The sequence below is a fragment of the Nonomuraea soli genome (assembly GCF_013761175.1).
GTDB lineage: Bacteria > Actinomycetota > Actinomycetes > Streptosporangiales > Streptosporangiaceae > Nonomuraea > Nonomuraea soli.
This window is the reverse complement of the sequence record NZ_JACDUR010000007.1, coordinates 72,483-84,907: the sequence shown is the minus strand read 5'-3', so window position 1 is coordinate 84,907 and position 12,425 is coordinate 72,483. Positions and strand designations below refer to the sequence as shown.

At 72.2% G+C, this 12,425-nt stretch carries 12 protein-coding genes; 1 reads left to right on the top strand and 11 read right to left on the bottom strand.

The features are described 5' to 3' along the window. Positions 1–5 precede the first annotated feature (5 nt). Together lhgD and HNR30_RS33085 are read right to left on the bottom strand one after the other, a co-directional pair. Entirely contained in the window at positions 6–1,154 is a 1,149-nt protein-coding gene (lhgD, locus tag HNR30_RS33090; protein WP_181614046.1) for an L-2-hydroxyglutarate dehydrogenase, read from the bottom strand. Continuing rightward, positions 1,151–2,125: an NAD-dependent epimerase/dehydratase family protein gene (locus tag HNR30_RS33085; protein ID WP_181614045.1), complete on the bottom strand. Its 975-nt coding sequence runs from the start codon at positions 2,123–2,125 to the stop codon at positions 1,151–1,153. The genes lhgD and HNR30_RS33085 overlap by 4 nt, the downstream gene beginning before the upstream one ends. 59 nt (positions 2,126–2,184) lie before the next feature. On the opposite strand from HNR30_RS33085, the gene HNR30_RS33080 reads away from it, so the two are divergent. Beyond that, the gene (locus HNR30_RS33080; protein ID WP_181614044.1) at positions 2,185–2,559 is read left to right on the top strand and encodes a hypothetical protein; all 375 of its coding nucleotides are present in this window, start codon (positions 2,185–2,187) and stop codon (positions 2,557–2,559) included. On the opposite strand, the gene HNR30_RS33075 is transcribed toward HNR30_RS33080, so the two are convergent. From HNR30_RS33075 to HNR30_RS33035, 9 genes are all read right to left on the bottom strand, one after another. After that, complete coding sequence (locus HNR30_RS33075; RefSeq protein ID WP_181614043.1) at positions 2,531–5,425, bottom strand: SCO7613 C-terminal domain-containing membrane protein; 2,895 nt, start codon at positions 5,423–5,425, stop codon at positions 2,531–2,533. The two genes, HNR30_RS33080 and HNR30_RS33075, sit on opposite strands and share 29 nt — an antisense overlap. 116 nt (positions 5,426–5,541) lie before the next feature. After that, positions 5,542–6,561, bottom strand: coding sequence for a YjiK family protein (locus HNR30_RS33070; RefSeq protein WP_246379926.1), 1,020 nt, complete (start codon positions 6,559–6,561; stop codon positions 5,542–5,544). 428 nt (positions 6,562–6,989) lie between these two features. Beyond that, entirely contained in the window at positions 6,990–7,595 is a 606-nt protein-coding gene (locus tag HNR30_RS33065) for a response regulator transcription factor (protein ID WP_181614042.1), read from the bottom strand. Further along, positions 7,592–8,659: a sensor histidine kinase gene (locus tag HNR30_RS33060; protein WP_181614041.1), complete on the bottom strand. Its 1,068-nt coding sequence runs from the start codon at positions 8,657–8,659 to the stop codon at positions 7,592–7,594. The genes HNR30_RS33065 and HNR30_RS33060 overlap by 4 nt, the downstream gene beginning before the upstream one ends. Next, positions 8,659–9,372 (bottom strand): ABC transporter permease, encoded by a 714-nt coding sequence (locus HNR30_RS33055; RefSeq protein ID WP_181614040.1) that lies wholly within the window; start codon positions 9,370–9,372, stop codon positions 8,659–8,661. The genes HNR30_RS33060 and HNR30_RS33055 overlap by 1 nt, the downstream gene beginning before the upstream one ends. Next, complete coding sequence (locus HNR30_RS33050) at positions 9,372–10,244, bottom strand: ABC transporter ATP-binding protein (RefSeq protein WP_181614039.1); 873 nt, start codon at positions 10,242–10,244, stop codon at positions 9,372–9,374. Before HNR30_RS33050 ends, HNR30_RS33055 begins: the two co-directional genes overlap by 1 nt. A 71-nt stretch (positions 10,245–10,315) precedes the next feature. After that, positions 10,316–11,017, bottom strand: coding sequence for an ABC transporter permease (locus tag HNR30_RS33045; RefSeq protein ID WP_181614038.1), 702 nt, complete (start codon positions 11,015–11,017; stop codon positions 10,316–10,318). After that, positions 11,014–11,688 carry an ABC transporter permease gene (locus HNR30_RS33040; protein ID WP_181614037.1) on the bottom strand — a complete coding sequence of 225 codons (675 nt, stop codon included), beginning with the start codon at positions 11,686–11,688 and terminating at the stop codon, positions 11,014–11,016. The genes HNR30_RS33045 and HNR30_RS33040 overlap by 4 nt, the downstream gene beginning before the upstream one ends. Positions 11,689–11,693: 5 nt before the next feature. Beyond that, positions 11,694–12,419, bottom strand: coding sequence for an ABC transporter ATP-binding protein (locus HNR30_RS33035; RefSeq protein WP_181614036.1), 726 nt, complete (start codon positions 12,417–12,419; stop codon positions 11,694–11,696). Between the last annotated feature and the right edge of the window lie 6 nt (positions 12,420–12,425).

The window sequence follows — 12,425 nt, the reverse complement described above, 5'->3', positions numbered from 1 at the left end:
TGCCGTCAACCTGAGAGTGCTGGAACAATCCCCGCAATATGTTTGGCGATTGCCAGGCTAGACGTAGCCGCTGGAGAAGGAGCGTTTCTCACCAGAACGATCGGCCCGTGGACATCGACGACGAAATCGTCGACCATCCGGCCGTCGCGCGCGACCGCCTGAGCGCGCACGCCTCCTTCGGCCTCGCGCAGGTCGGCGGCGGTCAGCGCGGGCACGTAGCGCTGGGCCGCGCGGACGAAGGCTCCCTTGACCAGCGAGCCGTACAGTTCCCTGACGCCGGTGCGCCAGTGTTGCCCGGCCAGCCGCCAGGTGCCCGGCCATCGCAGCGCGCGCAGGTCCATGACGGCGTTCGGGCCGACCAGCACCTCGCCGTCGATGTGCCGGGTCAGGTGCACGCCCAGGAACGGGTAACGCGGGTCGGGAACCGGGTAGATCAGCCCTCTGACCAGGGATCTGGCGCCTTCTCCGAGGGAGTAGTACTCGCCCTTGAAGGGCACGATCCGCACGTCGCCCTGATGCCCGGCCATGGCCGCCACCCGGTCGGTGCCCAGGCCGGCGCAGACCACCAGGCGGTCGAAGGTGAAGCGGCGCATGGCGGCGATGAGCTCGACCTTGCCCGCCCGCTCGCGGATCGCCCGCACGGGGTGCGACAGCCGCACGGAACCGCCCAGCTCGGCCACCTCGCGCGCCAGGCTGCGCGCGACGGCGGGGAAGTCGCAGATCGCGGTGTGCGGCGAGTGCAGCGCGGCGACGCCGACGGCGTGCGGCTCGACCTCGCGCAGCGCCAGCGCGTCGAGCTCGGCCAGCCCCGGCACGCCGTTGGCCCTGGCCCGCCCGGCCAGGGCGCGCAGCCCCGCCCGCTCGGCCGTCGTCGAGGCGACGACCAGCTTGCCGACCTCTTCGTACGGCAGGCGGTGCTCCTGGCAGTAGGCCCGCAGCAACGCCACCCCCTCGCGGCACAGCCGCGCCTTCAGCGAGCCCGGCGTGTAGTAGATGCCGGCGTGCACCACTCCGCTGTTGTGGCCGGTCTGGTGGGCGCCGACCTGATTCTCCTGCTCCAGCACGGTCACCACGGCGCCCCGGGTGCGCGCCAGTTCCCTGGCCACCGCGAGGCCGACGATCCCCGCGCCGACGACTGCGATCCTCTCCGTCACGGGGCCAGTCTGCCGACTTCGTGTGCTTTCAGGTGACCCTCGGCGGCCAGCCAGCGAAGTGTGTCCGAAATGGTGTCGAGGACGGGGCGCAGCTTCAGGCCTTCGTGGTTGTCGGCCGGGACCATCGTGAGCATGAGGTCGGCGGCGTCGCGGGTGAGGGGGTATTCGATGGGGACGGCCTTCTTCACCTGGTCCAGCCCGCTGCCCATCGCTCTCAGGAGGCCTCCTGGCACCCTGTACCTTCTCACCTTCCTGCCGAGTGCCTGCTCGCATAAAAGCGCCATCTCCGGCCAGGTCACGAAATTTCCGGCGAACATCAGCCGCCGCGGATTGCCCGTCGCGAAGCCCCCCGCCCCGAAGCCCTCCGCCAGTGCCGTCGCCAGGTCCCGCACGTCGATCACGCACACGCCGCCCGGCACGATCGGCCAGCCCTGCCGCACGCCCGCCCTGATGCCCTCGTTGAGCGCGTCGAGCGTGGGCTGCCCAGGACCGGCGACCCCGCCCGGGTAGACGATCGTGACCCCGCCCAGGCCGCGCGCGTAGGACTCCCCCGCGACCTTCGAGCGACCGTAGTCGTTGCGCGGGCTGGCCAGCGGGCTGTCCACGGTGATCGTCGAGCTCGACGGCGGGACGAACACCGCCACGGTCGAGACGTGCACGACCGGGTCCAGGCCGAGCTCCACCGCCTGGCCCAGGACGTTCTCCAGCCCGAGCACGTTGGCGCCGTGCAGGTCGGCGCCGCGCCCGGTCACGCCCATGTCGGCCGCCGCGTGCAGCACCGCGTCACAGGTGTCCAGCGCCCGCCGTACGGCATCGGCGTCGCGGATGTCTCCCTGCAGCACCTCCGGGGCGATCCTCCGAGCCCGCTCCGGGCTCCTCGCCAGCAGGACGCACTCGTGACCCGCCTCCCTCAGGGCGGACACCGCGTGCGACCCGACGAAGCCCGTTCCACCCGTCACCAGGACTCTCATGGCTGAAACCTAGCGCTTGCTAGACTCGTCACGGAATCGAACATGAGTACGATGGTTCCATGTACGTGCCGCCCGAATGGCCGCAGGAGGTCAGGCCGCCCAGCGTGCCCGACTGGGAGACCTCGGCGGTGAACTGGTTGCTCGACGCCGTCCCGCCCGACTACCGGGCCTACGACGTGCTGCGCCGCCACCCGCTGGCGCTGGCGCGCATGGCGATCCACCACGTCAACGCCGCGGTGACGGCCGCGCGCGCCGGATACCGCGGCGCGCAGGTGGAGCTCAAGGGCCACCTGCCGCCCCACGCGATCGACGCTGTGCTCGACGTCTACCGCGAGGAGGGCCCCCGCCTGGTCAGGCTCGCCCGCTCGATCGAGGTGGTCGAGCGGGCGCTGCGCGGCGAAGGCTTCACCGCAACCCTGCGACAGCGGTCCTGAGCCTGACTACGTCACGCTTGCGTGCCTCGTAGGTCGCGCCGACCACGATCAGCAGCAGCCCGCCCACGGCGATCGGGATCCACTTCGGCACCACGACCATCAACTCGGCCAGCCACGGCGACAGCTCGCGCACCGCGACGACGCCCAGGGTCAGCGACCCGAGCACGACCGGCGCCTGCAGCCGCATGCGCGCCCCCGACACCACCACCGCCAGCGCGGCCGCGCCGAGCATCAGCGACCGGATCGGCGTGGGCTCGGCCAGCAGCGACGGCAGGAAGGTGAACAGCAGGCCGGCGCCATAGGCGCGCCACGACGACACCTCGCGGGCATGCCACCAGCCGATGCCCAGCAGCACCACCGAGAAGGGCAGCGTATAGGCCTCGACCACGTCCACGCCGTCCGCCCACAACCGCATCCACGAGGCCGACAGCAGGAAGGCCGTGCCGAGGTAGCCGATCGCCCGGTTGCGCACGGCGAAGCCTGCGGCGATCGTGACCACGCCCACCCCGGCGCCCACCAGGCTCGCGGTGCGCAGGCCCGCCGCCTCGGCCACCGCGAACACCTCGGCAGCCGCCAGCCCGGCCGCCAGGGTGACCGACAGCTGCTTGGCCCGTCCGACGTAGGCGGCGACCGCGGCCAGGACCGCCAGCAGCGGCAGCACGGCCAGCGTGGCGTCGCGCTCGGCCAGCGACGTGAGCACCGCGATCGAACCCAGGCCGATCGCCGCCGCCGCGAGGACCACGCCCGCCCCCGCTGGACGCGGACCGGGCCGCATGGCGGCGGCACCCGCCGCGAACGTCCCGGCGACCAGCACCACCAGCTGCGCCCAGTACGGCAGGGCGAGAGTCACGGGGATCGCCGCGACCACGATGGCTCCCGCGACCACCCCGGCGGCCTGCATCCAGGCGCCGGGCGCGCCCCGCACCTTCATGGCGGCCACGGCGACCGCTCCGGCCAGCAGCAGCGCGCCCAGCACCAGCGGCCGCGTCGTCACGGCCGCGTTCCAGCCGCTCCAGGGGAAGATCACGTACTGGAGGGGGGAGGTGACCGCCTCCACGACGACGTCGACCGCCACGAGCGCGGATACCCCGGCCAGGATCTGGGCGGGCGACACCCTGGTCTTCCGGCTACCGCCGTACTCACCCAGGAGCGCGAGGAGCGACGCGACGGCCAGCCCGGCAGCACACGACTCCACCATCAGCATCCCGGCATGGCCCACCAGCGCCCACGCCAGCCCGCCGCCGGCGAGGGCCGCGCCGACCAGCGCGGGCGTGCGGCGATAGAGCGGCGCCCACAGGGCAAGCAGCAACGCCAGGCACGCGTAGGTGAACCACTCCCTGGCCTGCGCCCACATCACCGCCTCCACGGCGCAGACACCGGCGGCGAAGGCGAACTCCGGCCTCGTCCTGGCCAGCATGGTGCAGACCACCGCGAGTGCCAGCGGCACGCCGACCAGGAACACCAGGCTCAGGACGAAGCCCTGCGGCAGGCCGATCGGCAGGCTCGGGGCGAACGCCGGCGCCGCCAGCAACCCAGCCGTCAGGCCCGCGCCCGCCACCCCCCACCACGCCTCGGGGCGGCGCCGCGTCAGCGCCCACGACGCCACCGCGAGCAGGAGGAACGCCACGACGGCCGGGCGAGCCGCGGGGACGGTGGACCACCCGCCCGTGACGACATGGGAGGCCGGGACGAACAGGGCCTTCATCACCGGCTCGGCCAGCGGCAGGACCGCGATACCCGCCAGCACCGCACCCGAGATCATCCCGGCGCGCCGCAACCCGGGACGGAGCCTGATCGCCGCCAGGACGACCGCCAGCGCCGCGACCTCGAACGGCAGCACCTGCCAGCCGCCCGGCAGCGCCGTACGCGGCAGGACGCCCATGGCGAGCACGCCCGCCGCCGCTGCCAGCGGGATCGCCACCTGGCCCGCCTTGGTGGCGTGCGCGGCGAACAGGGCGACCGCGGCCAGCAACATGTAGGCCAGCGCGTACGGCAGAGCATCGGCCACGGTCGCCGAGCCGAGCGACTGCAGCGCGCCCAGCCACGCCACCGTCCAGGACAGGCCCAGGCAGATCGCGGTCACGATCTCGACCGCGCCCTTCCAGGCACGCTCCCGGCCTCCGGCGAAGAACCAGATCACCACGTCGACGGCGGCCGTCACCGCGAAGGCGCCGCTCAGCAGTTCCTGCGACGGGCTGATCGCCGCCAGCGGCAAGGGGATCTGCGCCAGCACGATCGCGATCGGCAGGGGCGCCTTCAGCCTGGCTACCCGCGCGTAACCGGCCGCAGCCAGCGCCACCAGGCCGATCAGCAGCGCCGCGTAATCGTCGCCGGCCATCCCGGGCAGCAGTCCCACCCGCCTGGCCGCGTACCCGTCGAGCAGCAGCAGGGCCACACCCAGCACGCCGATCGTCTCGGCCGTCGCGTTGAGCCCGCGCTTGAGCAGCAGCAGCGGCACGGCGAGCGTGATCGCCGTCAGCGCGGCCATGATCGCGCTGCGGCCCGCCAGGCCCAGGAAGCCCCAGCTGACCACGGTGAAGACGATCGCGGCCACGGCCATCAGCAGGCCGCCCAGGATGAGCAGGGTGTTCTGGGCCGTGCGCCGCGACACCTCGGGACGCGGCGCGGGCGGCGGCACCGTGCGCACGGGCTCCGGCATCCGGAGCGGCTGCTGCTGCCTGAGCAGGCCGATCAGCTCCACCCTGCGCCTGCCGAGCACCTCCTGCCTGGCACGCAGCCTGGACAGCTCCGTGTCCACCTGCCACAACTCGGCCGCCACGGGCCCCGTCAGGGTCAGCGCGCAGCGGGGGCAGGCGGGGGCGGCGGCGGGAAGAACCGCACCACAATCGGGACAAACCGGTGACATGGTGCGAGCATGTCGCACGATCATTGCAGGACGCTTGAGGATTCGTGCTCAATTCGACCTAAGCACTTCAGCGGGTACTCACGCCAGCGCGAGCACCCGACGCATATGCGGCGACCTTATCGGGTGCGTCGTGCCAGGAAGACGATGACCCCGATCGCCCCCATCGCCGCGGCCACCCAGGTCAGCACACCGCCGATCGACAGGCTGGCCCGCTGTACCGGCGCTTCGGCCGCCGCCTGCGCGGGCTGCGTCTCCACCGGCGCCGGCGCACTCGCCGACGGCTCCGGCAGCGCCCGCTCGGGCACCGGCACCCTGTACACCGGACTCGACGGCCCCTCGGTCCCCGTCAGCAGCCCCTTGCCGTCACGCGTGAACGCGATCGACTCGGCCTGCTCAAGCTGCGGCATCGACACCTGGGTGATCCTCTCTCCCTCGGTGTCGAAGATCGTGGCGGAGAAGTAGGTCCGCACCACGTAACTGTTGCCATCGGGAGCGTAGGCGGCGTCCGTCGCCATCAGCGGCGCGCTCGCCACCCGCCGCAACACGTTCGGCCGGTCGGCCCGCAACCGCCTGGGCGCGGCGTACACCCCGCCGGAGAACTCCTTCGACACCACATACAGCCGCCCGGTCCTCGGGTTGACCATGATCCCCTCGGCGTTGCGCCCGCCGTCCTCGTAACGGAAACGGAACCGGGTCGCCGGCACCACCGCGTCCTTCAGAACGGCCGGCTCCATCACCCGGTACACCGACACGTCAGGCCAGGCGCCGTCGAGGTTGTCGCCGATGTCGGCGAACCACAACACCCCGCGACCGGTCTCGGGATCGGTCGAGGCCGCCATCGCCTCCCAGTCACGAGCCTGCGCGCCCCGCACCGTGAACCGCGCCCTCGTCCTGCCGTCCTCACCGACCGCGAAGAACTCGGGGGCGGCCGAGCTGTCGTTGTGGGTGTAGTAGACGCCCTCGTGCCCTGGCGAGAGGGCCAGGCCGCTGGACTCGGTGATGCGCCTGTCCTTGAAGGTGAACAGGCGCTCCTCCTCGTCGTCGGCACCGGCCGCCTGCGCGGCCATGGGCGTCAGGCAGACCAGCACGGTGGCGATGAGCAACCGGGTCAGGACAGCCGCCGGCTGCCAGGTCATCGTCACGCCGCTCCCCCTCACCCATCACGGCGATTCAGTCCCAGGCTAGCGCGAGGTTCGACATCAGGGCTCGAACGCAACGAACGGCCTCAAAGGCGGCAGCGCCCCGGGCACGCACTCAGCGCGGACCTTTCTCCTGTCGTTCCACGCCCTCGACTCTCACGCTCGCCCCGCGCCCTCGCGCTCTCACCCTCGCTCTTGCCCCGCGCCTTCGTTCGGGAACCGCGGCCCGCCGATCCACTCAGCTCGGGCCTCACCCCTCACGGGCCCCGCGGCTCGGCGCCTCGACCCCCAGACCCATGGCCATCGTGTCCTCAGCCCCACGCCCTCTCCACTACGTGGCAGACCCTCCCCTCAACCCGCGATGGTGGTCACTGCCGGAGGTGGCCCACCAGCGCAGGACCGGGGGCGGACAGGGGAAGGCGGGGTCACAACCACCCGTGGTGCCGGGCCGTGCGGGCGGCCTCGATGCGGTTGCGGGTGCCCGTCTTGCTGATCGCAGAGCTGAGGTAGTTGCGTACCGTGCTCTCCGACAGATGCAGCCGCGACGCGATGTCCGCCACCGTCGCCCCGTCGGCGGCCACGGCGAGGACCTCGCGTTCGCGGTCCGTCAGCGGGCTGGCTCCCGCGCTCAGCGCCGCGGCCGCCAGCGCCGGGTCGATGACCTTCTCCCCCGCGAGCACCTTCCTGACCGCCTGTGCGAGTTCCTCCACGGGACCGTCCTTGACCAGGAACCCGGCGGCCCCCGCTTCCATGGCGCGGCGGAGGTAGCCGGGCCGTCCGAAGGTCGTCAGGATCAGCACCCGGCAGGAAGGCAGCCGGTCGCGCAGGTCGGCGGCGACGTCGAGCCCGCTGCGCCCCGGCATCTCGATGTCGAGCAGCGCCACGTCGGGCCGTTCCGCGAGCGCGGCGTCGAGCACCTCGTCACCCGCCGCGACCTCGGCGACGATCTCGATGTCGGGTTCGAGTCCGAGCAGCAGCGCGAGGGCGCCGCGCATCATGCCCTGGTCCTCGGCCAGCAGCACTCTGATCACGGCAGCTCGATCCGTAGCAGGAACCCGCGGTCACCGGTGGTGCGCAGGGTGCCTCCGGCGGCCTCGACTCGTTCCGCGAGACCGCGCAGGCCGTGACCATGGCCGGAGGCGTGAGCGGGTGCTCCCCCACCGTCGTCGTGGATCTCCAGCACGGTCCCATCTTCCCCGTTGGTCAGGCGGATGAGGCAGTGTCCCGCTCCGCTGTGCCGTACGACGTTGGTGACGCCTTCGCGTACGGCCCAGCCGAGGAGCGCGTCGACCTCGGGTGTGAGCCGTCCGGCTGGAGCGGCGACGGTGACGTCGATGCCGGCGTCGGCCAGGGCGTGGCGGGCGGAGTCGAGTTCGGCGGCGAGCCCGCGCCCGCGGTAGCCGGTGACGGCGGCGCGCACCTGGGTCAGCGCGTCACGGCCGATCTGCTCGATGTCGGAGGCCTGCGCGGCGGCGGCGCCGGGGTCGCGGGTGGCGAGCCTGCGTACGGCCTCGGCCTTGACGACCATGACCGACAGCGTGTGCCCGAGCAGGTCGTGCAGGTCGCGGGAGAAGCGCAGCCGCTCCTCCGCCACCGCGGCCAGCGCCAGCTTCTCGCGGGTCGCCTTGAGCTCCGCGATGGTTTCGTGAAGGTGGAGGATGACGGCCAGCACCGCCCCGGCGCCGAGCGTGCCCCAGCCGAACGCCATGATCTCGCCGAGCCCGCCGCCGTCGAGCCACACCAGCAGCCCGGTCAGGGCGACGAACGGGAACATGACGCGGCTGAACAGCCGGGGCGGCACGGTGATCGCACACGCCAGCCCGACCAGGGGGAACAGGTAGAACCACTCCTGTCCCCACCCGAGTCCCGCGCCGGCCACGACGGCGGCCAGCGCGACCAGGCAGGCCCGCGCCTCGCGCCGGCGCCCGGCGAAGGCGAGCAGGACGAGCGCCGTGTAGAGCGCCACCGCCACGGCCAGCACCGTCCAGGCGAGCCAGGCCGGCTGGAAGACGCCCAGAACGGTGTCCCAGGCCGGCGCCAGCCCCAGGAAGACGAAGCCGACCAGCGGCTTGACGTCTGGCGGGCGGTAGTCCATCAGCTCAACCTAGCGCGGCGGTAGCCGAAGACCGCGTAGCCGCAGAAGATCACCAGCCATCCGCCGAGCACCGCGAAGGCCATGGCCGACGGGCTGCCGCCCAGGACGATGTCCCATGACAGCTCGGCGTAGCGGTTGGTCGGCGTCCAGCTCGCCAGCGTGGCCATCCAGCCCGGGAAGTCGGACGTGGGCAGCCACAGCCCGCCCAGGATGGCCAGCGCCAGGTTGAGCACGCTGTTGGCCAGCGGGGCCGCCTTGCCCGACAGCAGGAAGCCGTTGCCGAGCGCGAACAGCACGATCGGCGCCACTCCCAGCCACAGCAGCGTCCCGATCGACAGCCACTGCCAGGGGGCGAGCTCGACGCCCTTGACCAGGCCGCCGACGGTCAGCACCGCCACCACGGCGGGCAGCACCACCAGCATGCCGACCACCGCCCTGGACACCACGACCTGTACGGGCCCGAGCGGGGTCACCCGCAGTTGCCGCAGCCAGCCCACCGCGGCGTCCTCGGCGACTCCTGAGCCGTTGTTGAAGGCCGCGCCGGACGCGCCGAAGGCCGCCATCGCGACCAGCATGTACAGCCCGCCGTCCTCGTCGATGAGGCCGAGGCTGGAGAAGATCAGGTACATCGCCACCGGCAGCGTGATCGCGATGACCATGTAGCCGCCGTCGCGAACCGTGCGCCGCAGTTCGAGCCCGATGTAGCCGAGCATCACGCCACCTCCGTCAGGGCCAGGAACGCCGACTCCAGGTCCACCCCGGTGACCTCCAGGTTGTGTACGGCACGCGCCCCCGCCAGCGCCATCACCGTGGCGTCGGCGTCGCGGGTGTGCAGCCTGGCCCGCTCGTTGCGGATCTCGACCTGGACCACGCCGGGCAGCTCGGCCAGCTCGGCCGCGGTCAGCTCCTTCATGTCGACGGCGACCGTGCTCCCGCCGACCACGTTCTTGATCTCGGCGCTGGTGCCGTCGGCGATGACCCGCCCCCGCGCGATCACCACCACCCGGTCGGCCTGCTCGTCGGCCTCCTCCAGATAGTGCGTGGAGAACAGCACCGTACGGCCGCGCTCGGCGAAGGCCCGCATGCCGGTCCAGAACCCCTGCCTGGCGCGCACGTCGAGGGCGGCGGTCGGCTCGTCGAGCACGATCAGCTCGGGGTCGCCCACGAGCGCCATCGCGAAGCGCACCCGCTGCACCTGCCCGCCGGAGAGCCGGTCGGCCCGGCGCCCGCCGAGCCCGTCGAGCCCGGCCAGCTCCAGCGCGTGGCCGACCGGCATGGGCGCCGGGTAGGTGCCGGCCACGCAGCCCACGAGTTCGCGGACGGTGACCCGCTCGATGAGCCGGCCTTCCTGCAACATCGCCCCGACCTTGCCCTGCCGTACGGCCTGGACGGGGTCGAGCCCGGCCACCCGCGCCCGGCCGGAGTCCGGTTCCACCAGGCCGAGCATCATCCCGATCGTGGTGGACTTGCCCGCGCCGTTGGGCCCGAGCAGCGCGACCGTCTGGCCGCGCTCGATCGTCAGATCCATCCCGTCGACGGCCCGCGCGCGGCCGTAGCTCTTGGCCAGCCCTGTCAGCTCAATCATGGGTTCAACGCTAGAAACCGCGGCCGTTGGACGGCAGAGCCGTCGATCCACGCTCGGACAGGACAAATGTCCTACCGGCTGACCCTGCGATGGAACTGCCAGATGCCCGCGGTCATGAGCAGGGCCGCGAACACCGCCAGCATCCCGATCGGCGGCCACGGGTTCCCGCCCGACAGCACGGCGGTGAAGCCCTTGTGCCCCCAGGCGTGGGGGGTCAGGTGCGCGAAGGTGCGCAGCGGTTCCGCCATCCGTTCCAGCGGAGGGTAGAGGCTGCCGCCCAGTGTCGGCAGGCCCAGGCCCAGCACCATGGCCAGGCCGAAGACCATGCCCTCGCCCTTGAACGACGATCCGATCAGCATCGCCGCGCCGGCCCCGGTGAGCACGAACAGCACCAGCAGCGCGGCGGCCGGCACCGGGTCGCCCCACCTGGCCCCGAACAGCAGGCTGGAGCCGATCATGATCACCAGCCCCTGGAAGAGCGCGATCAGGACCTGGCCGAACGCCTCGCCCAGCACGATCTCGGCCGTGGAGGTCGGCGTGGCCCTGATGCGGCTGACCACGCCGGAGCGCAGCGCCTGCTGCAGCGCCAGCGCGATGATCAGCGGCATGAAGAACACGAACATCAGCAGCAGGGAGGACGCCTGCACGCCGAGCCGGCTGCCCCGCCCCAGCAGGTAGACCAGCAGCAGCGGCATCACCACCATGTAGAACACGTTGCTGCGGACCCTCAGGGTCCTGCGCAGCCCGGCCAGGCCCATCCAGACGATCTTCATAGCGTCAGCGTCCTCCTCGCTCCGGCCAGCGCGATCGACCCCGTCACCAGCGCGATCCCCGACAGGACCGCCACAGGCGCCAGCACCTCGGCGTCCGGGCCCAGGCCGCGCAGGAACCAGTGGTGCGGGGTGAGGCGGCTCAGCCACTCCAGATCGGGCACCGGGAACAGCGCGCCGCCCACGATGCCCAGGACCACCGCCAAGGCGCTCTGCTGGTTCATCGCCTGCTCCGCCGTACGGGCGAAGGCGGCCGCCACCGACGACAACCCGCAGGCCGCCGCCACGAGCGCCACCACCAGCACGGCCACCTGGAGCGGCGGGCCCCAGTCCGCGCCCAGCAGCAGGCTCGTCGCCAGGATCAGCACCGCCATCGACGCCAGCGCCAGCACCATCCCCGCGACCAGCTTCGCCGCCAGGATCGTGCGCCTGCCGACGGGGGCGGCCAGCAGTCTGGCCAGGGTGCCGTTGCGCTTCTCCGCCAGCAGGCCCGACATGCCGGAGGCCAGGAAGAACAGGAAGAACGTGGCCGAGCCCGCGGCCAGCTCCGTACTGCGGCCGACGCCCGCCAGCGTCAGCACGAAGGTCAGCGTCAGCGGCAGGACCAGGCCGAACATCAGCAGGTAGCCGTCCCTGACCTGCTGTCTCAGGTCCTTGACCAGGATGGGCAGCATCGTGGTCAGTCCCGCAGCGCACGGCCGGTCAGGTGCAGGAAGACGGCCTCCAGGTCCGCCTCCCCCGCCTGCGCGCGCAGCTCGTCGGGGGTGCCCTCGGCGATCAGGCGGCCGTGGTCGAGGATGCCGACCCGGTCGCAGAGGCGCTCGGCCTCCTCCATGTAGTGCGTGGTGTACAACACCGCCGCGCCCTCGTCGGCCAGGGCGCTCACGGTGCCGAGGATGGCGTTGCGGCTCTGCGGGTCGACCCCGGCGGTGGGCTCGTCGAGCACCAGCAGCCGGGGGCTGTTCAGCAGGCCGATGGCGATGTTCAGGCGCCTGGCCATGCCCCCCGAATACGTGGACACCACCTCGTCGGCCCGCTCGGTCAGGCCTGTGGCCTCCAGGACCCGCTCGACCCTGGACCTGTCGCGCATGCCGTACAGGCGGGAGAAGAAGCGCAGGTTCTCCCTGGCGGTCAGCTCCATGTAGGCGCCGACCTCCTGCGGGACGTAACCGATCAGCGCTTTCGTCCTGGTCGAGGGCTTCTGACCGTCGATCAGGATCTCACCCCCGTCCCTGTCGACAACGGTGACGATCATGGAGATCGCGGTGGTTTTGCCCGCTCCGTTGGGACCCAGCAGGCCGTAGGTCTCGCCCTCGGCGATGGTGAAGCTCAGATGGTCGACGGCGGTGGTCGTGCCGTATCTCTTCGTGAGGCCCGCGCAGGCCAGGACCGGTGATCGTGCCATGCCACC